Here is a 22,289-nt window from a genome sequence, read left to right on the forward strand (position 1 = left end):
CGGGGGGCTCGGCCCTCCCCGCCGAGCTGCCGCAGGCGCGCGACGGTCTCGGCATCGGGCTCTCGGCCACGAAGGATCGCCTGCACGCGCGCGCCGCGCTCCTCGCGGGCGGGCGGGCCGCGGCGCTCCGCGCCCTCGAGGCCAGCGGCTCGGGCGGGGCCACCGCCGCCCACCTGCGCGGCGACGCAGCCGTCGTCCTCCGCTGGGACGGCGATCCCGCCGCGCTGGGCGAGCGGCTCGTGCCCCTCCTGCCGGAGGAAGACCGCGCCCGCCTCGCCGCGCACGGCGTCGACCTGCGGCGCGATCTGTTCGGCGCGCTCGCCCCCGGCGCCGCGGTGGCGCTCGCGATCTCCCCGCGCGCGGCGGTGAGCGCGCTCTCGCCCGAGGCGCTCCGCGCCGACCCGCTCCAGCTCCTCGAGCTCGAGGCGATCCTGCCGGTGAAGGTGGAGGCCGAGGCCGCGCTCCGGCGAGTCGCGGCGGCGCTCGCGGAGACCGTGCCGGGCGGACCCAGGCGCGGCGGCGCGGCGCGAAGCGCGCACCGGCGCGGTGGGCTGCCGGCGGACGGCCCGGACGACGCGCTCGCCGCGCCCGACACCATCGTGCGGATGCCCACCGCCTCCGGCGAGATCGCCTGGCGGCTCGAACCGCGCGCGCACCGGCTCGTCCTCGCCGCGGGCGCGGCCGGCCGCCTCGACGCGCTCCTCGCCCGGCTCGGCGGCGAGGGCGCGGGCTTTCGCGCCCCCACCCCGGGCGCGGAGGCCGCGCTCGCGGGGGGGCTCGGCGGCGCGGTGGTGGACGTGCAGCGGCTCGTCTCGAGCGTGCGCGCGCTCCCGCCCGAGGCGTTCGGGACCGGCCCCTCGGGCTTCGTGGTGCGCGCGCTCGCGGAGCGCTTCCTCGAGCCCGCCGCGCGGCTCCGGGCGCTGTCCCTCGAGACGCGCGTCGCGCCCGGCCCGGGCGGAGCGCCCGGCGCGCTCGTGCTCGACCTGGACGTCGAGGCGCGTGCCCCCGAGGCCACGGGCGGCGGGGGCGTCCAGCGGTGATCCGGCTCCGCGGCGTGAAGAAATGCTTCCGGGACGGCGCGAGAGAGGTGCCCGTGCTGCGCGGCGTGGACCTCGACGTCGCGCCGGGCGAGCTCGTGGCCATCGTCGGGCCGTCCGGCTCGGGCAAGTCCACCCTGCTCCACGTCGCGGGCGCGCTCGACCGCGACTTCGAGGGCGAGGCGGTCGTCGCGGGGACCTCGCTCGCGGGGCTCGGCGAGGCGGCGCGCGCGGAGCTCCGCAACCGCGCCATCGGCTTCGTGTTCCAGGCCTTCAACCTGCTCCCGACCCTCTCCGCGCTCGAGAACGTGATGCTGCCCGGCGTCCTCCGGCGCGCCGGCCCGGGCGGCGGGATCGGGGAGGTCCGCGCCCGGGCCCGGGACGCGCTCCAGCGCGTCGGCCTCGGCGACCGGGGCGGCGCGCCGCCGGCGCGGCTCTCGGGCGGCGAGCGGCAGCGCGTGGCCCTCGCGCGGGCGCTCCTCTCCCGTCCGGCGGTGCTCCTCGCCGACGAGCCGACCGGGAACCTGGACGCATCGAGCGGCGCGGACGTCATCCGGCTCTTCGTCGAGCTCGCCCGCGACGGCGTGTCGGTGCTCGTGGTCACGCACGAGGAGCGCGTGTCGGACGCGGCGACGCGCGTGCTGCACCTCCTCGACGGGAGGCTCGCCTGATGGCGGGGGCCCGCGGGATCCTCTGGCTGGCAGGGGCGGCGCTCCGGGCCGACCGCCGCGGGGCGGCGGTGAACGCCGCCGCGGCCTGCGTGGGCGCGGCCGCGCTCGTCCTCTTCCTCGCGCTCGGCCTGGGCGTCGGCGCCGCGGCCCGCCGGCTGTTCCCCGCCGACGCCCGGCTCGTGGAGGTGGTCCCCGCGCGCGTCTCGCTCGGCGGGGTCCTCGGGGGCGGCCGCCTCGACGACGACGCCGTGGGGCGGCTCCGCGCGCTCCCCGGCGCGGCGGCGGCCTGGCCGCGCCTGCCGCTCGGCGTGCCGGTCTCCGCCTCCGAGCCGGCGGGAGGCCTCGGCGGACGCTGGCCCTCCGGCCTCGCGCTGCAGCTCCCGATCGTCGGGGTCGATCCCGCCCTCGTGGAGGAGGACGTGGCGCCGGGCGCGTTCGCCGATCCTCCGCCCGGCGCGCCCATCCCCACCGTCCTCGCCCGCCGCCTGGTCGAGGTCTACGACCGCACCCTCGCGCCCGCCTGGAACCTGCGCCGCCTGCCGCCGGGCGTGTCGCTCGTCGGCGTCGAGCTGCCGGTCCGGGTCGGGCACTCCGTCGTGGCCGGAGCGAGCGAGGCGCGCGTCGAGCCCGAGCGCCTCCGGCTGGCCGGCCTCTCCGATCGCGTGCCGCTCTACGCCGTCGCGGTGCCCCTCGAGACGGTCCGCCGACTCCACCGGGAGTACGGCAAGGGCGACGCGGCGTACGGCCAGGTGACGGTGCTCGCGGCGCGCCCGGAGGACGTGCCCGCCCTCGCGGCCGCCGCGCGGCGCATGGGCTTCGCGGTGGACGAGGGCGAGCGCGCGACGGCGGAGCGGGTGGCGCTCATCGTGAAGGTGACGACCGGCGCGCTCGTCCTCCTCGCCGTGGCGATGTGCGCCCTCGCCGCGCTCGCGATCGCCCAGGCGCTCTCGGCGAGCGTCCGCGGCCGGGTGCGCGAGCTCGCCGTGCTCCAGGCGCTGGGCGCGGCTCCCGCCGACGTGCGGCGGATCGTGCTCGCCGAGGGCGCGGCGATCGGGCTCGCCGGCGGGCTGGCGGGCGCGCTCGTCGCCCGGGGCCTCGCCGCGCTGGGCGACGCCGCGGCCGCGCGGCTCCTCGCGGACCTCCCCTTCCGGCCGGAGAGCTTCTTCCTCTTCCCGCCCTGGCTCCTCGCGCTGGGCGTCGCGGTCCCGGCGCTCGCCGCGATCGCCGGCGCGCTCGGGCCCGCCGCGGCGGCGGCGCGCGTCGATCCGGCACGGACGCTGTCCTGAGCGGGGATTCGCGATCACCTTCCGGGGTCGCGAATCACGCCGCCTTCGAGGCTACAGAGCCGCTACCCGCGCTCGCTGTAGACGACGAGCTTCTTGCCGACGAGGAGCTTGTGGCCGTTCGGGTTGTGGATGCCGTTCCAGCGGCAGAGCTCGGAGAGGTCCACGCCGAGCCGCTGCGAGATCGACCAGAGGGTGTCGCCCGCCTGGACGCGGTGGGTCGTGCGGGCGCGGCCGGCCGGGACGCGGACGGCGGTCCGGGCGCGGGCGCGGGCGGTGGTGGGCTCGAAGGTGGGATCACGATCGGCGGACGCCACGGCGGAACCAGCGCCGATCGGCTTCGGGATGAGGAGCTGCTGTCCCACGCGCAGCTTCTTCGCGGTCTTCATCCCGTTCATCTCCAGGATCCCCTGCATCGGGACGCCATGGCGATGCGCGATCGACGAGAGCGTGTCGCCGCGGCGGACGACGTGGCCCGCGAAGGTGAGCCGCACCTTGGGCTGCATGGCCGGCCAGCTCGCGGCGAAGGTCTCCGCGTTCGCCTTCGGGATCTTGAGGGAGTAGGGGCGCGGCGGCGTGCAGGAGCGGCGCAGCTCGGGGTTCAGGTCGATGAGCGCGCGCTCCTCGATGCCGGCGGCCTTGGCGAGCACGGAGAGCAGGGTCGCGGAGGGGATCTTCACCTCCTCGTACTCCGTCCACGACTGCTTCTCGATCTCCTCGTCGGTGAAGCCGAAGGCCTGCGGGTGCTTCGAGAGGATGGCGGCCGCCATGAGCTTCGGGACGTAGCCCTTCGTCTCGGGGTGGAGGACCTTCTTCCCCGGCTCCGCCGCCATGTCCCAGAAGTCGTCGTAGCCCGCGTCCTTCGCCCGCTGGATGCGGCCGCCGCCGCCGTTGTAGCCGGCCCACGCGAGGCGCCAGTCGCCGGTCTGCGTGTAGAGCTGCTTCAGGTAGCGGGCCGCGGCGCGCGCGGAGCGCTCCGGATCGCGGCGCTCGTCGACCCAGAAGTCCTGGCGCAGGCCGAACGCCTTGCCGGTCGAGGCGATGAACTGCCACGGCCCGGAGGCGCTCGCGTGGCTGTACGCGAAGTTGCCGAAGCCGCTCTCGATCATGGCGAGGTACACCGTGTCCTCCGGCAGCCCCTCCTCGCGCAGGATGGCCCGGTAGTGATCGAGGTAGCGGTGCGAGCGGCCGAGCCACTTCACGAAGTGTGCGCGCGCGGCGGGCGACTGGAAGAAGCGGACGTAGCCGACCACCGCCTCGTTCACGTCGATGGGGATGTCGTACTTCGCGCGGAGCTGGGCGAGGTCCATGTCCAGCTCGGGCAAGAGCTCGATGCGGCCGGCGCCGGTCTCGTGCGGCACCTTGCCCTCTACCGCCGCGTCCTTCGCGCCGTCGCGGACGTGCGCCTCCTCCTCGGCGCGGCGCACCGCCTCGATGTCCGCGGAGTCGCGATCGATCTCCTCCGCGATGGGCGGCTCGTCGGGCACGTCCGCCCAGGCCTCGATCTGCGGCGCCCGCGGCGCGGGGGCGGCGAGCTCGAGGGCCGTCTCCACGACCTCCGGTTCAGGCACGCTCGCAGGCGGCAGCACCTGCGTGGCCGCCGAGTGGGCGGCGCTGAGCGCGGCGGACCGCGAGGCGCGGGCCTCCGACGCGAGGGGCGCGGCGAGAACGGAAAGGACGAAAAGGGACAGGCGCGTCGGTCGCATCGCTCCTCGGCTGCTCAGGCGCCGGCCAGGGGGCCGGAGCCTCTCAGGGTTGACATGGTAGCGGCCAAACTACTGGGGTCAAAATCATGCGCTCGCTCGCCTACTTGCTCGGCTGCCCGTGGCCGGGGCCGAGGATGAGGGCGCGGTAGCGCGCGGGGTCGAAGCGAACCGACGCCTCCGGCGTGTGGCAGGCCCGGCAGCGCGTCGCCGGGACCTCGCGCGCGATGTGGCCGGGAGGATCCCGGACATGCGCGCTCGCTGGCCCGTGGCACGCCTCGCACTGAACCGCCTCCCGGCCCGCGACCTGCGCCACGCCGCACGCGCCGCCGGGCTCCTTCCAGCCGGTCACGTGACAGCGAACGCAGGCGAGGTCGAACTGCCGCCCTACGCGGACGAGCGTCTCGTACGCCGCCGAGTGGGCCGTCGTCTGCCAGTGAGACTGCGCATCGGGGTGGCACGCACGGCAGGCCCCTTTGCTGGCGCCCGCTCCGACGTACGACGAAACGCCCTTCGCCGGCGGGGGGCAGACCTCCCCGCGCGAGCGGGCGCGGGCGAGGTTCACCGCCGCGACCTCCCGGTAGTGCGCGTCGATCACCCCCCGGACGGCAGGGTCCTCGGGGATGTCCTTCGTGAGCGGGACGAAGCTGACGCGGAGCGCGGGCCGATCCGGCGGCGCCTCCGGGAGCGCGGCGGCGCGAAGCTCGCGCTCGCGCGCGTCGAGCTCGCGGAGCTTCGCCTCGAGGGCGGCCGCGAGCGGCGCCTGGCCCGCCGCGCGCGCGCGCGCGAGCCGGTCCGCGTACGCGGCGCGGCGCTCGGCGACGAGCGCGAGCTCCTCGTCGCGCTGCGACGCGCCCCGCAACACCTCGAACGGGCGGGAGAGATCGCCGCGCAGCCACAGGTCGATCCGCGCGAGCGACTGCCCGCGACCGGCCACCTGCACGACCGGGACCGGGGCCTCGAGCACGGCCCGGTCCTGGTCGTCGTCGATGAGGCGCTCGCGGTGGGCGGCGAGGAGGAGCGCGAGGCCCGCGCGGCGCGCCTCGTCCGCCCGGTCCAGGGCGGCGCGCGTGCCGCCGGCGTGCACCACCGCGACGCGCACCGGCGCAGAGGGCACCTTCCCGAGCGAGCCGAACCCGACCTGACCGCCGAGCACGGTCCCGTCCGTGAAGGGGATCCCGGTGGACCTCGCGAACCGCTCGCCCAGGAAGAGGTCCCGCTCGCCGGCGACGGCGGCGGCGAGCCCGAGCCGGCGCATCACGGCCCCGAGCGTGCGGGCGCGGAGGACGTCCTGATCGTGGGCCTCGGCGTCGGGAGGGAGCTCGAAGAGCAGGTCGCCGCCCGCGACGAAGAAGGTCGGCGTCCCCTCCGCCCGGATGCGCGCGAGCACCGTGGCGGCCCGGGCGAGGCCGCCCCGCTGGTCCTCGCTGCACCCGCACGGCTCCAGATAGCCCCCCACGTCCGCCGCATAGACGAGGGTCACGCGATCGGGGAGGCGGGGCTCGGGCCCGGACGAGGGCGCGGCACCGGCCGGGGCGGCCGCGACGGCGATCACGGCCGCGAGGGCGATCGCGGGGTTCGAGTTGCGCATGGGGGCTTCGCGGCTTAGCGGGGAACCGCCGGCCGCCTCGCGAATTCCAGGTTTCCCGCCCGTCGGCGGGAGTGCTAGATCCCGGCCGCCGCCCACGTTCCGCATGTCCGTCCAGATCGGCCCGTACTCGTTCTCCGGCAGGTTCTTCCTCGCGCCGCTCGCCGGGGTCTCCGACCGCCCGTTCCGCGCCATCTGCCGCGCGATGGGCGCGAGCTTCGCCTACACCGAGATGGTGAGCGCCCACGGCCTCGTCCACGGGACGCTCCAGACGGAGAGCTACCTCGATCGCGAGCCGGACGAGGACCCCTTCGCGGTGCAGATCTTCGCGTCCGAGCCGGACGTGCTCGCCCGGGGCGCGGAGGTGGCGGTCCGCGCCGGCGCCGGGATGATCGACGTGAACATGGCGTGCCCGGTGAAGAAGGTCTGCGGGACGGGCGCCGGCGCCGCGCTGGGGCGCGATCCGCGCCGCGTCGAGGAGGCGGTCCGCGCCATCCGCGCGGCGGTGCCGGTCCCGGTCACCATCAAGATCCGCGCCGGCTGGGACGACGCCGAGCTGAACTGCGTCGAGGTCGCGCGCGCCGCCGAGGCGGGAGGCGCCGCCGCCGTCGCGCTCCACGGCCGCACGCGGAACCAGATGTACTCAGGGCGCGCGCGCTGGGACCTCGTGCGCGCGGTGAAGGCGGCGATCTCCATCCCCGTCCTGGGTTCGGGGGACGTGTGGACGGCGGACGACGCGCTGCGCATGCGCGCGGAGACCGGCTGCGACGCGGTCCTCGTGGCCCGGGGCGCCTGCGGCAACCCCTGGATCTTCCGCGAGCTGCGCGCGGCCGAGCTCGGCGCGCCCCGCCCTCCGCCGCCCACCCGGGACGAGTGGGTCGGCACGGTGCTCCAGCACGTGCGGCTCCAGGTGGAGCACCGGCGGCGGCAGCGACCCGGCGACGATCCGCGCGAGGCCGAGCTGCTCGCGATCCGTGAGCTCCGCAAGCACCTCCTGTGGTACACCCGCGGCCGCCGTGGCGGCGTCCACTTCCGTCGCGACGCCGACCGCCTCAAGACCGCCGCGGACGTCGCGCAGGTCATCGAGGAGCACTTCCCGGCCGGCGGCGCGAGCTTCGAGCTGGACCCGGGGTTCCGCCGCGAGGAGGAGGGGGAGTGAAGCCCAGGGCCCTGCTGCTCGCCGACTCGGCCGAGCTCGCCGGCGCGTGCGCCGAGGCGGGCTTCGAGGTCGAGCGCGCGCAGACCGTCGCGGAGGGCCGCGCCCTCGCCGCGCGCGAGAAGTTCGCCATCGTGGACGCACGCATCGCGAGACCGCGCCCGCTCGACGAGGAGCTCCAGCACCGCGTGGAGGCGTTCTTCGAGCGGCTCCGCGGCCACCCGGCCGGCGGGCTCTACGACTCGGTCATGCGCGAGGTCGAGAAGCCGCTCATCGCCGGCGCGCTCGCGCGCGCGAACGGCGTGCGCGCCGCCGCCGCGGCGGCGCTCGGGATCGATCGCGGCACGCTCGTGCGCCGGATGCGGGCGCTCGGGCTGGACGACACATGACCGAGCTGCAGTCCCTGGCCACGTACACCGGAGCGATCCTCGCGGGCGCCCTCGCCGGCGGGGCGCTCCCGCTCTTCGGCGCGATGCGGCGCTCCGACGTGCTGCTCTCGTTCTCGGCCGGCGTGATGCTAGGCGCCGCCTTCTTCCACATGCTCCCCGAGGCGGTCGAGGCGGGCGGCGCGGCGGCGCTGCCGTACGCGATGCTCGGCTTCCTCCTCCTCTACCTGCTCGAGCGCTTCGTGCTCGTGCACGTCTGCGCCGAGCCCGGCCCGGGCGGCGTCCCGGAGCTGGACTCGCACGTCCACGGCGCGCCCGCCCACGTCCACGTGCACGGCGACGCGACCGGCTGCGGCGTCCACACGATGGGCCTCGCCGCCTTCGTCGGGATGAGCCTCCACACGATCGTGGACGGGTTCGCGCTCGGCGCGGCGAACGTGGAGGCGGAGCTCGGGCTGCTCGTCTTCCTCGCCATCCTCGCGCACAAGATCCCGAACGCCTTCTCGCTCTCGGCGATCCTCCGCGCCGAGGGCTACACGCGCGGGCGCGCGCTCGCGATGAACGCCGCGTTCGCGCTCATGGTGCCGCTCGGCGCGGGGCTGTACGTCCTCCTGCGCGAGACGGTGCACGTGGAGGCGTTCACCTCGATCGCGCTCGCCGCCAGCGCGGGGACGTTCCTGCACCTGTCGCTCTCGGACATCCTCCCCGACCTCCACCGCCGCGGCGTCGCGCGCTGGCGGCTCTCGATCGCCATGATCGGCGGGCTCGTGCTCATGTGGGCGCTGCGCTTCCTGCGCGCGGGGCACGGGCACTGAAGACGCGCTCGGCCAGCCCGACGCGCTCGCCTCCTCACCCCACGGGCGGCTGCTCCCTGTGTGGCCCACCCGCGGCAGCCCGATCCGTCCCTGGCGATCGGCGCACGAGGGGGTGGAATGAGGCGCGAGGGGAGGCTCCGATGAGAGGGTTCGTCGACGACATCGAGGACAGGACCGAGGAGAACACCGACTTCCGGCGCGTACTCTACACCGGGAAGAACCTGCAGCTCGTGCTGATGGCGCTCCGCCCCGGCGAGGAGATCGGCGAGGAGGTCCACGAGGACCGGGACCAGTTCTTCCGGGTGGAGAAGGGAAAGGGCGAGGTCTCGATAGACGGCAAGCGGACGAAGGTCGAGGGCGACTCCGCCATCGTCGTCCCCGCCGGCGCGCGCCACAACGTCCGCAACACCGGCGACGAGCCGCTGAAGCTGTACACGATCTACGCGCCCCCCGAGCACGTGGACGGGACCGTGCACGCCACGAAGGCCGCCGCCGACGCCTCGGAGGAGCACTTCGACGGACGGACCACGGAGTAGCGACGATCGTCGTCACCGCGGCAGCGCGAGCGTGAACACCGTCCGCTCGCCGGGGGCGGAGCGGACCTCGAGCGTGCCGCCGTGCGCGATCGCGATCGAGCGGGCGATGAACAGCCCCAGGCCGAGGCCGTCCTTCCCGCCGGCGCGGTCGCGCTCCCCGCGCCGGAACGGCTCGAACAGCGAGGGCTGGAGCTGCGGCGGGATGGGGGCGCCCTCGTTCGCGACCTCGATCACCGCTCGCTCGGCGTCCGCGCGCCACGAGACCTCCACCGTCGAGTCGCGCGGGCTGTAGTCGAGGGCGTTCGAGAGGAGGTTCGCGACGATCTGGCCGACGCGGTCCGGGTCCCACTCTCCGTGCACGTCCGGCGCGCCGGCCGCCCTCACCGCGCGCCCGGGGTGGGCCGCCTCGCACTCCTCGGCGACCACCTTGCACACCGCCCCGAGATCGCAGCGCCGCGGGCGGAGGGGGATCCCGGAGCCGCCCCGCACGCGCGCGTAGTCCACGAGCACCGCGATGATGCGCTGCATGCGGTCGGCGTTCCCGAGGATCCGCTCGCCGAGCCGCGACGCCGCCGCCGGATCGCCGGCCTGCCGCAGGAGGAGCTGGGCCGAGGCCGTGATCGCGGAGAGCGGGTTCCGCAGGTCGTGGCCGACGATCCCGAGCACGTTCCGCTGGAACTCCGCGGCCTCGCGCTCGGCGGTCACCTCGCGCACCAGCAGGCCGAGCCCGAGGGTCGCCCCCGCCACCCGCACCGGGTACCAGCTCTCGACCCAGTGGCGCAGGTGCCCGGGCGCGGCCGGCGTCTCGCCGGAGAGCTCGACGTCGATCTTGGGCTGGCCGGTGCTCAGGACCTCGCGGAACGCAGCCTCGACCTCGTCGTGCGGCATGTCCGGGAGCAGCTCACGCGGCCGCTTTCCGACGTGCGCCTCCGCCGGGACGCCGTTGATCTCGGCGAGCACGCGGTTCACGCGCGCGAAGCGCAGCTCGGGGTCGAGGAGCCCGATGCCGAGCGGCGCGTTGTCGAAGATCGCGTCCAGCACCGCGCGCACGCGCGCCTCCGCGGCGCGGGCGCCTCGCTCGGCGTCGAGCAGGCGCGCGCGGTCGAGCGCCTGCGCGCACTGCTGCGCGGCCGCGAGGATGAGCTCGCGCTCCTCGCGCCGGAACGCCCGCTGCGCGTCGAAGGCGAAGGACACGGCGCCGAGCACGCGGTCGCCGAGCTTCAGCGGGAGGGCGGCGAGCGCCTTCATCCGCGCGGCGTGAGGCGCGTAGCGGGGCAGCTCCGGGAAGGCGGCGAGGAGCTGCTCGGCGGTCTCGATCCAGATCGGCTCGCCGCCGCGCGCGGCGGCGGCGCCCGGCAGCGGCGCGTCGAGCGGCAGCGTGGCCAGCCGATCGCGGACCTGCTCCGCGCCGCCGATGGCGGCGGCCATGTGCAGGCGCCCCGCGGCCGCGTCGAGCACGTAGGCGACGGACGAGGACGCCCCGAGCGCCTCCTTCGCCTGCGAGACGAGGACCGCGGCGACCTCCGACACGGTGCTCGCCCCGGACAGCGCGGCGGTGACGGCCTGGAGCCGCTGGAGGCGATCGCGGGCCTGCTGCGCGCTCCGGCGCTGCGCGCGCTCCGCGTCGAGGAGCTGGGCCCGCTCGAGCGCCTGGGCGCAGTGCTCGGCGACGGAGAGGAGGAAGGCGCGCTCGTCGGGTTCGAAGGCGCGCGGCTCGGAGAACCCAAGCGAGAGGACACCCAGCACGTCCCGGTCGGCCCCGGCGATGAGCGGCAAGGCCACCCCGGCGCGCACCCCGTGCTCGGCCGCGATCTCGGACATCTCCGGGAAGTGCGCGTGGAGCTCCTCGTGCGAGCGGAACCAGACCGGCCCCCGGCTGCGGACCGCCTCCGCGACCGGGAGCGGCGCCGTGACGGGGACCCGCCCGAACCGCCGCCGGATCGCCTGCACCCCCGCCTCGTCGATCACGACGAGGGCGTCGCCCTCCTTCGTCCGGAAGGTCGTCACGCTCGCGCCCGCCGCGACGCGCACCCGCTCCACCACGACCCGCGCGATCTCCCGGGCGCCGCCGGCGCGCGCGAGCGCCGACGTCACGTCCTGGAGGAGCCCGAGCCGGAGCGCGATCGCCTGGGCCCTGTCGCGGGCCCGCTCCATCTCCTCCTCACGCTGGCGCGCGCCGCTCATGTCCGTCACGAGCGCGCAGACGCCCGGGCGACGGCCGTCCAGCTCCGGCATGGGGATGTACGAGCAGATCCAGCCGCGGGCGCGGTCGCCCGGAGGCGTTCCCTCGATGGGCACGTTGGTGCGGGGCTGCCCGGTCTCGAGCACCGCTCGCACGGCGGCCTCGACGCCCTCCACCGCCGCCCGGCGCGGGTCGTCCGGCCGGAGCTCCAGGATCTCACCCAGAGAACGGCCGACGTGCGCCTCGGGCGAGATCCCGTTCCAGGACGCGATCGCGTCGTTCACCCGCAGGAATCGAACGTCGGCGTCGAACAGCGCGATCCCGGTCGGCCCGTCCCACAGCGCGTCGATGAGCGCGCGCTTCAGCTCGCGGATCCTCGCCTGACCGGGTTCTTCGCCGCGCATGGCCGAACCGTCGAGCGTCCCCCTCGCTCACTTCTACGCCGCCTGTCCGTGCGGACGCACGCGTTGGAGCTTTGATCCCCAACGGAGTGCGGGCGACTCCCACGGTCAAGCGACGGCGACCTCCGGCGATCGCCGGATGCGAGGTCACGCGCAGCGGAGGGCCTCGGCGAGCGCTCGCGGACCGTGGCGAAACGCCTCGATCGCCTCGTCGGCCGGCGAGCGCCCGGACGCGGCGCGCTCGGCGAGCGGCGCCAGCCAGACGCGCTCGTCCTCGCCCCGCTGGCCGCAGCAGCTCTGGCGGCAGAGGCCGCCCGATGCGGCCTCGAGGAGCACGCGGGCGAGCTCCTGGATCGAGCGGCCGTCCGGTGCGCGCCCGGTCAGCCCCTCGCGCCCCGCGGTGCGCGTCAGCGACCGGCGCTCCGCCACCGTGAACGACCTCACGACGTCCCACGCCCAGGCGCGCGCCTGGCGGTCGTAGAGGATGCCCTTCCAGAACGCGAGCAGCGCCTTCGCCATGGGCGCGGAGCAGGAGTCGGCGCCGCGCACCTCCACGACGCCCTTCACCCGCACCTCCGGGAACACCGTCGTGAGGTGGTCCTCCCAGTCGGAGATCGTCGCCCGCTCGCCGGAGAGCCCCTCCGCGAGGAACTGCCGGAAGGTCCTGCCGCCCGTGTCCCGGTACGCGCCCGCGCGGCGCAGGAAGATCATGGGGACGTCGAGCGCCCACTCGGCGTAGCGGCGGTACGGATCCTCCTCGAACCCCGGCTCGAAGGCGAACGGCAGGATCCCGCAGCGCGCCGGGTCCGTCTCCTCCCAGACGGCGGTGCGGTAGCTCTTCCAGCCGATCTCGCGCCCCTGCACGATCGGGCTGTTCGCGTAGAGCGCGACCACCGCGGGCTGGATCGCGAGCGCGACGCGCAGCTTCTCAGCGAGGTCGTTCTCGCCCGAGAAGTCGAACGACGCCTGCGCCGACGCGGTCATGGCCATCATGTCCGGCGCGAGCCGGCCGCGGGCCGCGAGGAACGGGCGCATCACCTTGTAGCGGTTCTTCGGCATCCAGGGGCTCTCGGACGGCGTGCCCCATGGCCGGTACCCGCCGGCGAGGAACTCGACGCCCAGGTCCCGCGCCAGCTCGGCGCACTTCTCGATGTGCCGGTCGAGCTCGGCGGCCACGACGTGCACGTCGGCGAACGGCCGGCCCGAGAGCTCGAGCTGTCCTCCCGGCTCGATCGAGATCGTGAGGCCGTCGTTCTGGGAGGCGATGATCCGCCCCTCCTCCTCGAACGGCTGGTAGCCGAAGCGCGTGAACCCCCGGAGCACCTCCGCGACCCCGCCCGACCCCTCGTACGGCAGCGGCTCGAGCGTGCCGGCGCGGAGCATGAGCTTCTCGTGCTCGAGCCCGACCTTCCAGCTCTCGCGCGGCCGCTCGCGCGCGCGGAACCACGCGACGAGGTCTTCGACTCCGGCGATGGGCGGCGACTCGTGGATGCGGGCGTCGAGCGACATGCGGGCGGACTCTATAACGCCGCCCCGGCCCGCCCCCTGCGGAAATCTCGAGCCCGCGGACCGCCCGTCAGCGCTCCTCCGCGCGAACTCCTGCGCGGCCGGTGGCTGGTGAAGGGGAGAGGAGATCCTCGAGGAAGAACGCCGCGAGCTCCGCGCGCCCGGCGAGCCCGGCCTTCCGGTAGACCGCGAGCGCCTGCTGCCGCACCGTCCGCTCGCTCGTCCGCCGGAGGTCCGCGATGTCCTTGGAGGCGAGCCCCTTGAGGAGCAGGAGCGCCACCTCGCGCTCGGCCCCCGAGAGCCCCCACCGGGCGAACTGGTGATCGATCGCGGCGCCGAGCCCACGCACGTGCTCGTCCGACTCCAGGCGGAACCGGGCGAGGTCCGCCTCCGCCCGGCCCAGGTCCCGCTGGAGGGATCGCGCGCGCCTCCGGGCGACGAGCAGCTGGCCCCACAGCACGACCGTCCCGGAGAGGGCCGCCGCCATCACGGCCACCTCGAGGAGGAGGTGGGCGGTGGAGCCGCCCGCGCCCGCGTCGCTCACCACGTCGAGCCCGACGAGCAGCGTCACGGCGAGGAGGATCGCGGCGGGGACGGCGAGCATCGCGGGGCGGACGACCCCGTCATCCGCCGCAGGCGAGCGGGCGAGGTGCTTCATCGCGCTCGGGTTTTCTTCGTGCGTCATCCGTCGGATGGCGGCCGGACGCCCGCGCCGCCAAGGTCGCGGGAACCACCGGAGAGCGAACCATGCCGACCCTACCCCTGCACCCCGCCATCGTCCACCTGCCCCTCGGCCTCGCGCTGGCGATCCCGCTCGTGGCGCTCGCCCTCGCCATCGCCCACCTCCGCGGGCGCGTTCCCCGGATCGCGCTCGGCGTCCTGGTGGGGCTGCAGGCCCTCCTCGTCGCCTCGGGCGTGGTCGCGATGCAGCTCGGAGAGCGCGACGAGCGGCAGGTGGAGAGGGTCGTGGCGGAGCGGGTGATCGAGGCCCATGAGGAGCGTGCCGAGATCTTCGTCTGGGCGGCGGGGGCGGTGCTCGCCCTCTCGGCGGCGCTGCTGCTCGTGCCGGCGCGCCTCGCGCTCGGGCTCAGCGCGGCCGTCGCCGCGGGGACGATCGGCGTGGCCGCGCTAGGGGTGCGCACCGGCTCGGCGGGCGGCGAGATCGTGTACGCGCACGGGGGCGCGAGCGCGTTCGGGCCGTCGCCCGCGACGCCCGGAGGCGCGGTCGCTCCGGTGTCCGCACGCGCGTCGCGCGACGACGACTGACGGGCCCTCGGCCGGACCCGGCGAGGTCACCGCTCGCCTGCGACCCCGAACCCGGGTGTGGGTGCGGGCATGAAAACCACCCCGAGACGTTCTGTCCCCTGGCGGCGGGGGGTCACCGTTCTGCTTGCGGACCCCTACCCCCCACCCTATCCTCGGACGATACGTAGGTTTTCTCGCTTGCCCGCTCAAAGACCTCCCACGCCCAGGCGCCCCCGAATGATCCGCCCCTTCCGGCTGCTCACCACCCTCGCGGCCACGGCCGCCCTCGCGCTCGGCGTCACCGTCCGCTTCGTACGAGCGGAGCCCGAGGTCCCGCCGGCGGCCGTGGCGTATCGCGGCGCCGTCCCCGCGCACGCGAAGGCGGACGGCGCCGGCGAGTACCGCCTCGATCGCCTCCCGATCCTGTCGCAGGTGATCCTCGCGGTGAAGGACAACTACGTCGATCCCTCGCGCTTCGACCCGAAGCAGATGGTCGTGTCCTCGCTCGAGAGCGTGGAGCGGACGGTCGCCGAGGTGATGGTCCAGGGCGACGCGAAGTCGCCGAAGCTCACGCTCACGGTGGGCGCGGCGCAGCGCGAGCTCGACCTCACCGGCGTGGACTCCATCTGGAAGGTCCGCACCGCGCTCGGCGAGGCGATGGGGTTCATCCAGGAGCACCTCGTCGCGCACAAGGAGCTGAAGGAGATCGAGTACGCGGCGGTGAACGGGCTGCTCTCCACGCTCGACCCGCACACGAACCTGCTCGAGCCCAAGTACTTCAAGGAGATGAAGCTCCAGACCCGCGGCGAGTTCGGCGGGCTCGGCTTCGTCATCGCCATGCGCGACGGGAACCTCACCGTCGTGAAGGTGCTCAAGAACACCCCGGCGCAGCGGGCAGGCATCAAGGCGCGCGACGTCATCGCCCGCATCGAGGAGCAGTCCACGGTCAACATGGACCTGCAGGACGCCGTCGACCGGCTGCGCGGCAAGCCGCAGACGAAGATCTCGATCACGGTCCAGCGCAAGGGCACGGACGCCCGCAAGCTCTCCCTGCTGCGCGAGGTCATCAACGTCGAGACGGTCGCGCAGGCGAAGCTGCTCGACGGCAACATCGGCTACGTCCGCCTGTCCCAGTTCTCGGCCAACACGACGCGCGACCTCCTCACCGCCCTCCAGCAGCAGCGCGCCCAGGCGGGCGGCAAGCTCGAGGGGCTCGTGCTCGACCTGCGCGGGAACCCGGGCGGCCTGCTCGAGCAGGCGATCCAGGTCTCGGACCTGTTCCTCTCCCAGGGCGTCATCGTGAAGACGGTCGGCGGCGGCGACCGCCAGCGGATCCACGAGGTGAAGGAGGCGAGCGGGGAGACGAGCGACCTCACGAGCCTGCCCCTCGTGGTCATCGTGAACAACAGCTCCGCCTCGGCGAGCGAGATCGTCGCGGGCGCGCTCAAGAACAACGGCCGGGCGCTGGTCATCGGGCGGCAGACGTTCGGCAAGGGGTCGGTGCAGGTCCTCGACGACCTGAACGATCCCACCGGCTCGGGCGAGCAGTCCGCGCTCAAGCTGACCATCGCGCAGTACCTCACCCCCGGTGACGTCTCCATCCAGGAGGTCGGCATCACGCCGGACGTCATGCTCCTCCCCGGCCGCGCGCTGAAGGAGCAGGTGAACTTCTTCGCGCCGCCGCGCTCGATGGGCGAGGTGGACCTCGACCGTCACCTCATGAACCCCGCCGACTCCTCGCCCGCCGAGGTCGCGAAGGCCGAGGCCAAGAAGAAGCGGGTCGAGAAGGCGCCCCTCGAGCTGCGCTACCTCCTCGACGAGAAGGAGGACCAGGTCGCGAAGGCGCTGAAGCGCGACGTCGCCGCGCAGGCCGCGGAGGCCCACGACGAGGGCATCGAGCAGCAGCTGACGCCCGAGCAGATCGAGGACGAGGAGGCGGAGGCCGATCCGGACCGGCTCGTCGAGGACTACCAGATCCGGTTCGGCCGCGAGCTCCTGAAGCGCTCGCCGCTGCCGGATCGCGCGCGCCTCATGGAGGCCGCGAAGGCGCTCGTCGCCGAGCGCCAGGCGCAGGAGGAGACGCGGCTCGAGAAGCGGCTCCAGGAGCTGGGCGTCGACTGGGCGCCGGCCGCGCCGACGCAGGGCCGCGGGGCGGCGCGCGCCGCCGTCACGCTCACCCCGGCGCCGGGCAAGGATCACCGCGCCGGCGACACGGTGCCGTGGACGGTGACCGTCGAGAACAAGGGCGACGCGCCGTTCCGGCGCCTCCGCGCCTGGAGCACCGCCGAGAAGAACCCGCTCCTCGACCGGCGCGAGTTCGTGTTCGGCAACGTGCCGCCGGGCGAGCGGCGCAGCTGGACGGTGCCGCTGCGGCTGCCGAAGGGCATGGACAGCCGGCGGGACGAGATCTCGCTGCACTTCGAGGACGAGGGCGGCCACGCCCCGGCCGACCTGGCGACGAGCCTCGGGGTGGTCGAGGTGCCGAAGCCCGTGTTCGCGTTCAGCGTGCAGATCGAGGACCGCCAGGGCGGCAACGGCGACGGCCTCGCGCAGCGCGGCGAGACGTTCGACGTCCGGGTGGACGTCCGCAACGCCGGCACCGGCGCGGCGGGCGACAAGACCTGGGTCTCGCTCAAGAACCTCGGCGACGACAAGGTCTTCATCAAGAAGGGGCGCGAGGCGCTCGGCGCGCTCAAGCCCGGGGAGACGAAGTCCGCGCGCATGGAGGTCGAGCTGCGGCGCGGCTCGAAGAGCGACACGCTCCCGCTCCGCGTGATGATCGTGGACGAGAAGATGGAGGAGTACGTCTCCGAGAAGCTCGACTGGCCCGTCGCGAAGGACGAGCAGGCGCGCACGGCGGCGTCCGGCTCGGTCCGGGTCGAGGCCGCCGAGGCGACGCTCCGCTCCGGCGCGAGCGCGTCGTCGCCGGCCATCGCGACCGCCAAGCGCGGCGCGGTGATCCCGGTGGACGCGAAGATCGGCGAGTTCTACCGGGTCGAGTGGCAGAAGGGCCGGTTCGCCTTCGTCCCCGACTCCGAGGTGCGCGCCGCGCGCGGCCCGCGCTCCGGCGTCGTCGCCGCCGCGTGGCAGCGCGAGCCGCCGCGCATCGCGCTCGTCCCCGATCCGCAGAAGGGCGCGCCGGTGGTGGAGGGGGATCACTGGAAGCTGCAGGGCACGGCGCTCGTGCCGCCCTCGTCCGATCCGGACGCCCGCCTGCGCGACGTGTTCGTGTTCGTGAACGAGCAGAAGGTGTTCTTCAAGGTGCTCCCGGAGAGCACGGCCGCCGCGAAGCTCGACTTCACGGCGGACATCCCGCTCGAGACCGGCAACAACGTGGTCACGGTGTTCGCGCGGGAGGACGACGAGTTCCAGAGCCGCAGGAGCATCGTCGTCTACCGGCGCCCGGCCGCCGAGGTGGCGACGGACGGCACGCAGAAGACGAGGCAGGCCCAGTAGACGGAGCTGCTGGCGGGTGGTGGGAGCGGAGGGCCGCGCGGCGACGCGCGGCCCTTCGTGCCTCAGCCCGCGGCGGCCCGCAGCCGCTCGTTCTCCGCCTCGAGCGCCGCCACCCGCTCCTGCAGCCGCGCGAGCGCGGCCTCCACCTCGGCGGCGTCGAGCTTCCGCGGGATGTGCTGCGGGCAGTTCACGTCCCAGGCCTCCACCGTGAACAGCACCGCCTGCTCGGGCGTGGCGCGGTAACCCTCGGGCATGAGGCGCGCGACGAGCGCGGGATCGTCCTCGACCACCCGGGCGCGTCCCCAGATCTTCACCCGCGTCCGGGTCTCGTAGTCCATGAGGAAGAGGAACGCCCGGTCGTTCTCGGCGAGGTTCCCCGTCGTGACGTACTGCCGGTTTCCCCGGAAGTCGGCCCAGGCGAGCGTGTGCGGGTCGAGCACGCGGAGGAAGCCCCTCGGACCGCCGCGGTGCTGCACGTACGGCTGGCCCGCCGCGCTCGCCGTCGCGAGGTAGACGCTGTCGCGCTCCGCGACGAACCGGGCGAGCTCGTCGTCGAGCTCCGTCCCGAAGCCTCCGCGGCGCTCCAGGCGCGCGTAGGCCTCCCGCGATCCCCTGCGGGCCTGGACCGCCTTGACGGCCGGCGTGAACGCGACGTCGCTCGAGGGGCGGTGCATCTCGCGGCTCCTTGCGGGTGAGGTGGGGTCCGGCCGGTCTCCCGTCCGGACCCCAGGGTTCGGTCACGCGGCCTTCGCCCCGCTCGCGTGCACGACGGGGAAGTCGATCTCGGTCCCGGCGACCTCGTTCAGATAGTTCGTGAACACGGTCAGCGCCGCGTTCGCGACGAGCTCGACGAGCTGCCCGTCGTCGAGGCCGGCGGCGCGAGCCTCCGCGAGCTCGGCGTCGTCGACGCGGCCGCGCCGCTCGATGACGCGTCCGACGAACCGCAGCGCCGCCTCGTCGCGCGGGTTCGAGGCGCGCCCCTGCCGCGCGCGCTCGAGCTCGGCGGGCGGGAGCCCGAGCCCCGCCCCCAGCGCGCTGTGGGCCGAGAGGCAGTACTCGCACCCGTTCGCCTCAGAGACGGTGAGCGCGATCTGCTCGCGCAGCCGCGCACGGATGCGTCCTCGCGCGAGCGCGCCCGCGAGGCCGAGCACGCCCTCGAGCGCCGCGGGCGACTGGGCGATCACGCGGTAGAGGTTCGGGGTCGCGCCCAGGCTCCGCTGCACGCCTTCGAGCAGCTCGCGGGCACGGCCTTCGGCGGTGGAGGGATCGACGGGGGGAATGCGGGACATGGCGTCTCCTGGTGGCTGAGGCCGCACGAGGTGCGGCGCGTGGGTGCCCATGGAGTTGCGGCCGCGAGCCCGCCGGAACAATGGACGCTGTCGCAGGACACTCTTGCGATCGGGGGAATGACGCATGGACCGGATCGACGCCTGGGCGACGTTCGCCGCGGTGGCAGAGGGACGGAGCTTCGCGGCGGCGGCCCGGCGACTGGGGCGGTCGCCCGCCGCCGTCACGCGGGCGGTGGCCGCGCTCGAGGAGCGGCTCGGAGCGCGGCTGCTCAACCGCACCACGCGCTCGGTCGCGCTCACGGACGTGGGCGCGCGCACGCTCGAGGCGGCGCGGCGCGCGCTCGCCGGGTTCGAGGAGCTGGAGGGCGCCGCCGCGGCGGAGCGGCAGGAGCCGCGCGGGCGGCTGGGCGTGACCGCGTCGGTCGTGTTCGGGCGGCTGCACGTGCTCCCGATCGTGCAGGCGTTCCTGCGCGATCACCCGTCGGCGAGCGTGGAGCTCCTCCTGCTCGACCGCGTGGTGTCGCTCGTGGACGAGGGGCTCGACGTGGCGGTGCGCCTCGGCCGGCTGCCCGACTCGTCCCTGAAGGCCCTCCGCGCGGGCGAGGTGCGGCGCGCGGTCTACGCGAGCCCCGGGTATCTCGAGGCGAACGGGACGCCACGCTCGCCGCAGGCGCTCGCGAGCCACGCGTGCGTCGCCTGCACCTCGGTGACGCCGGCCCCCCATCGCTGGACGTTCGGGCGCGGGGGCCGGAGCTTCGCCGTGGCCGTGTCCCCTCGCCTCGTGGTGAACACGGCCGAGGCCGCCATCGACGCGGCCGTCGCCGGGCTCGGCCCGACGTGCGTGCTCTCGTACATGGTGGACTCGCACGTCCGCGCCGGCCGGCTGCGGCGGATCCTGGAACCGTACGAGCCGCCGCCCGTGCCGGTCCAGGTGGTGATCCCGGCGGGCCGGTTCGTGACCCCGCTCGTGCGTGCCTTCGTGGACCGGGCCGTGGAGGCGCTGCGCGAGAAGCTCGGCGCGCTCGCCGCCTGAACCTCGCCGGCACCCTGTTACGGACAGGTCTCGGGGAAGTTCGCCGCCCCGCTGACGAGCTGCGCCGCCGGGTCGAGCGGCGGCGCGAACGGGACGTTCTCGTCCACGAGCACGTGGCCGTGCACGTCGGTCGCCCGGATCGCGAGCGGCCCGGCGATCTGGACCCCGGCGCCCACGAACAGGTTCGTGCCGCTCCGCTCCAGGGTGCGGAAGGTCGCGTCGCCCGCGCCCCGCGCCTCGAGGGCGGCGATGGGGTGGCGGTGATCCATCGGCACGATCCCGAACCACCACGCGTTCGAGGCGGGGCTGAGCCGGTAGCGGATCGGGCCGTCCACCGGACAGGGCACGGTGCGCCAGGTCACGTCCACGCGGCCGGCGGCGGGATCCGCGACCCGCGCGAACGTCGCTGCGCCGAGATCGAGCGCGGCGTCGGCGCAGGAGGGACAGGAGTCCACCACCACCGCGGTCGCCTTCCCCAGCGGCCCGGTGATCTCGAGGCAGGTCCCGCACGCCGCCGAGGCGGCGAACACCGCGGGCGAGACCGCCACGGCGAGGGCCGGCGCCGGATCCCACCCGCACGCCCCCACGCCCGAGGCGTCGTAGGAGGTGGCGCTGCCGGTCTTCTCCGGGCCCGCGGGACAGAGGGCCGGTCCTCCCCCGCCTCCCGGGTCGCCGCCGTCCTTGCCGCCACCTCCGCAGGCGGAGAGCGCGAAGACGAGCAGGGACGCGGTGATCCGGGAGCATGGGCGCATGGGCTTCGGTGTTTGCTGCGGGGTGACCTCGCGCGCAACCCCGGCGCGGGGTGAACGAACCGTGAAACCGGATGTGCGCCCCGGGCGCACATCGCGGAGCGGCGGGAGCGGCCGGCGCCCGGGTCGGGCGGGCCGGATTTTCCCAACCCCTCGCCCCTCCGCTAGAATTCGGCACATGGCGGAGGTGAGAAAAGACGCCTCCGCCCCATCCTCCGCCCCCGGGACGAGGAGCGGGGCGGGGTTCGAGCTCCGCCTCGAGCGCGGCGGCGCGTTCGTCCGGCTCGCCGATCAGCCCATCTCGCCCGGCGTGCGGCTCGAGGCGCTCACCCTCGAGGTCCCCGACGTCCGCTTCCCGTTCGACGTCGGCAAGGGCTCGGGCCAGTTCCGCCACCGGCTCTCCGACCTCTTCGAGCTCTCCATCGCGATCGAGCCCGGCGTCGCCGAGGCGGCGCTCGCGTCGGCCAGCCTCGCCGCGTTCGGCGTCGAGGACGTGCGCATCGCGCTCCGCCCCGGGGCGGCGGAGATCGCGGCGCGGCTCTCGGGCGGACCTCCCTTCACGCTCCTCGCCGGGCTCGTCCCCGCAGGCGCGCAGGGCGCCGCGCTCGTGTTCCACTCCCCGCGCGTCTACGGCCCGGCGCCGATCCCGCCCGCGATGCTCCCCCACCTCGCCCGCGGCGTGCTCGATGCGGTCGGCGGGGAGGCCGTGCTGCGCGATCCGCTCCCGGTCCTCCTGCGGCGCGTCCTCGCGCCGCGTGGCTGGAAGCTGCCGCGCGCGGCGGGCGTCCCGCTCTCGCGCGCGGAGATCATCGAGGGGGCCGTCCGGCTCGCCTGGAGCCGCGGGGCGGCCGGCCCGGCGGCGGTCTCGCCCGAGCCCGAGCTCCTCGCGGCCGAGGAGGGCGCGCGGACCTTCCGCGAGGCGGAGGCGCGGCTCGCCGCCGGCGACGCAGCGGGCGCACGGGAGCGGTACCTCGCCGCCGGCTCCGCCGCGAGCGCGCACCCCTTCGCCGCCGAGCGGCTCCTCTCGCTCCTCGCCGCGGAGGACCGCTTCCACGACGAGGCGCTCGATCTCGCCGCCGAGTGGCTCGCGCGGCGCCCGGGGTTCTTGCCGGCGCTCGCCGCCGAGGCGTCGATCCGGCTCGCCCGCGGCGAGCCCGAGAAGGCCGCCCGCGCGCTCGCCGCCCTCGCCACCGGCGCGGCCGCGCGGGGCGAGACGTTCTCGGCGCTCGCCGCCGCGGAGGTCGCCCTCGCCC

17 protein-coding genes and 2 pseudogenes are annotated in these 22,289 nt (G+C 75.3%); 11 read left to right on the forward strand and 8 right to left on the reverse strand.

Features of this window, described 5'->3' with window-relative positions; all coding sequences use genetic code 11:
* The 3 genes and pseudogenes from MNZ29_RS18265 to MNZ29_RS18275 all read left to right on the forward strand — a co-directional run.
* Nucleotides 1-1,040, forward strand: a pseudogene (locus tag MNZ29_RS18265) (hypothetical protein); the annotation flags it as partial.
* Nucleotides 1,037-1,708 carry an ABC transporter ATP-binding protein gene (locus MNZ29_RS18270; protein WP_242340271.1) on the forward strand — a complete coding sequence of 224 codons (672 nt, stop codon included), beginning with the start codon at nt 1,037-1,039 and terminating at the stop codon, nt 1,706-1,708. The pseudogene MNZ29_RS18265 and the gene MNZ29_RS18270, both read left to right, overlap by 4 nt.
* Nucleotides 1,708-2,994, forward strand: a complete 1,287-nt coding sequence (locus MNZ29_RS18275; protein WP_242340270.1) for an FtsX-like permease family protein — start codon at nt 1,708-1,710, stop codon at nt 2,992-2,994. The genes MNZ29_RS18270 and MNZ29_RS18275 overlap by 1 nt, the downstream gene beginning before the upstream one ends.
* 62 nt (nt 2,995-3,056) lie before the next feature.
* On the opposite strand, the gene MNZ29_RS18280 is transcribed toward MNZ29_RS18275, so the two are convergent.
* Both MNZ29_RS18280 and MNZ29_RS18285 read right to left on the reverse strand, forming a co-directional pair.
* Complete coding sequence (locus MNZ29_RS18280) at nt 3,057-4,697, reverse strand: lytic transglycosylase domain-containing protein (protein ID WP_242356221.1); 1,641 nt, start codon at nt 4,695-4,697, stop codon at nt 3,057-3,059.
* A gap of 100 nt (nt 4,698-4,797) precedes the next feature.
* Nucleotides 4,798-6,285 (reverse strand): cytochrome c family protein, encoded by a 1,488-nt coding sequence (locus MNZ29_RS18285; RefSeq protein WP_242356224.1) that lies wholly within the window; start codon nt 6,283-6,285, stop codon nt 4,798-4,800.
* Nucleotides 6,286-6,388: 103 nt separating this feature from the next.
* On the opposite strand from MNZ29_RS18285, the gene dusB reads away from it, so the two are divergent.
* The 4 genes from dusB (at nt 6,389) to MNZ29_RS18305 (ending at nt 9,175) form a co-directional block, all read left to right on the forward strand.
* Nucleotides 6,389-7,441, forward strand: coding sequence for a tRNA dihydrouridine synthase DusB (dusB, locus tag MNZ29_RS18290; RefSeq protein WP_242356225.1), 1,053 nt, complete (start codon nt 6,389-6,391; stop codon nt 7,439-7,441).
* Entirely contained in the window at nt 7,438-7,827 is a 390-nt protein-coding gene (locus tag MNZ29_RS18295) for a helix-turn-helix domain-containing protein (protein ID WP_242340266.1), read from the forward strand. Before dusB ends, MNZ29_RS18295 begins: the two co-directional genes overlap by 4 nt.
* On the forward strand, nt 7,824-8,639 hold the full coding sequence (locus MNZ29_RS18300; RefSeq protein ID WP_242356227.1) for a ZIP family metal transporter: 816 nt from the start codon (nt 7,824-7,826) through the stop codon (nt 8,637-8,639). The genes MNZ29_RS18295 and MNZ29_RS18300 overlap by 4 nt, the downstream gene beginning before the upstream one ends.
* 140 nt (nt 8,640-8,779) lie before the next feature.
* Nucleotides 8,780-9,175: a cupin domain-containing protein gene (locus MNZ29_RS18305; protein ID WP_242356229.1), complete on the forward strand. Its 396-nt coding sequence runs from the start codon at nt 8,780-8,782 to the stop codon at nt 9,173-9,175.
* A gap of 12 nt (nt 9,176-9,187) precedes the next feature.
* Here the strand turns inward: MNZ29_RS18305 and MNZ29_RS18310 are convergent, their stop codons facing one another.
* From MNZ29_RS18310 to MNZ29_RS18320, 3 genes are all read right to left on the reverse strand, one after another.
* Nucleotides 9,188-11,761: a PAS domain-containing protein gene (locus MNZ29_RS18310; RefSeq protein ID WP_242356231.1), complete on the reverse strand. Its 2,574-nt coding sequence runs from the start codon at nt 11,759-11,761 to the stop codon at nt 9,188-9,190.
* 144 nt (nt 11,762-11,905) lie between these two features.
* On the reverse strand, nt 11,906-13,267 hold the full coding sequence (locus tag MNZ29_RS18315; protein WP_242356233.1) for a glutamate--cysteine ligase: 1,362 nt from the start codon (nt 13,265-13,267) through the stop codon (nt 11,906-11,908).
* Nucleotides 13,268-13,334: 67 nt separating this feature from the next.
* Complete coding sequence (locus MNZ29_RS18320) at nt 13,335-13,922, reverse strand: helix-turn-helix transcriptional regulator (protein ID WP_242356236.1); 588 nt, start codon at nt 13,920-13,922, stop codon at nt 13,335-13,337.
* An 89-nt stretch (nt 13,923-14,011) separates the two neighbouring features.
* On the opposite strand from MNZ29_RS18320, the gene MNZ29_RS18325 reads away from it, so the two are divergent.
* Nucleotides 14,012-14,530 (forward strand): hypothetical protein, encoded by a 519-nt coding sequence (locus tag MNZ29_RS18325; protein ID WP_242356238.1) that lies wholly within the window; start codon nt 14,012-14,014, stop codon nt 14,528-14,530.
* Between the two features lie 216 nt (nt 14,531-14,746).
* Nucleotides 14,747-17,965 carry an MXAN_5808 family serine peptidase gene (locus MNZ29_RS18330; protein WP_242340259.1) on the forward strand — a complete coding sequence of 1,073 codons (3,219 nt, stop codon included), beginning with the start codon at nt 14,747-14,749 and terminating at the stop codon, nt 17,963-17,965.
* A gap of 62 nt (nt 17,966-18,027) precedes the next feature.
* Here MNZ29_RS18330 and MNZ29_RS18335 read toward each other — a convergent pair whose 3' ends face one another.
* Both MNZ29_RS18335 and MNZ29_RS18340 read right to left on the reverse strand, forming a co-directional pair.
* Nucleotides 18,028-18,639, reverse strand: a complete 612-nt coding sequence (locus MNZ29_RS18335) for a pyridoxamine 5'-phosphate oxidase family protein (RefSeq protein WP_242356240.1) — start codon at nt 18,637-18,639, stop codon at nt 18,028-18,030.
* A gap of 63 nt (nt 18,640-18,702) precedes the next feature.
* Entirely contained in the window at nt 18,703-19,254 is a 552-nt protein-coding gene (locus MNZ29_RS18340) for a carboxymuconolactone decarboxylase family protein (protein WP_242356242.1), read from the reverse strand.
* A gap of 124 nt (nt 19,255-19,378) precedes the next feature.
* On the opposite strand from MNZ29_RS18340, the gene MNZ29_RS18345 reads away from it, so the two are divergent.
* Nucleotides 19,379-20,287 carry a LysR family transcriptional regulator gene (locus MNZ29_RS18345; RefSeq protein WP_242340256.1) on the forward strand — a complete coding sequence of 303 codons (909 nt, stop codon included), beginning with the start codon at nt 19,379-19,381 and terminating at the stop codon, nt 20,285-20,287.
* 17 nt (nt 20,288-20,304) lie between these two features.
* On the opposite strand, the gene MNZ29_RS18350 is transcribed toward MNZ29_RS18345, so the two are convergent.
* On the reverse strand, nt 20,305-21,039 hold the full coding sequence (locus MNZ29_RS18350; RefSeq protein WP_242356244.1) for an expansin EXLX1 family cellulose-binding protein: 735 nt from the start codon (nt 21,037-21,039) through the stop codon (nt 20,305-20,307).
* A gap of 175 nt (nt 21,040-21,214) precedes the next feature.
* On the opposite strand from MNZ29_RS18350, the pseudogene MNZ29_RS18355 reads away from it, so the two are divergent.
* Nucleotides 21,215-22,289: pseudogene (locus tag MNZ29_RS18355) on the forward strand (hypothetical protein); the annotation flags it as partial.

It is taken from the genome of Anaeromyxobacter sp. SG64 (assembly GCF_022690745.1).
In the GTDB taxonomy this organism is placed as follows: Bacteria; Myxococcota; Myxococcia; order Myxococcales; family Anaeromyxobacteraceae; genus Anaeromyxobacter; species Anaeromyxobacter soli.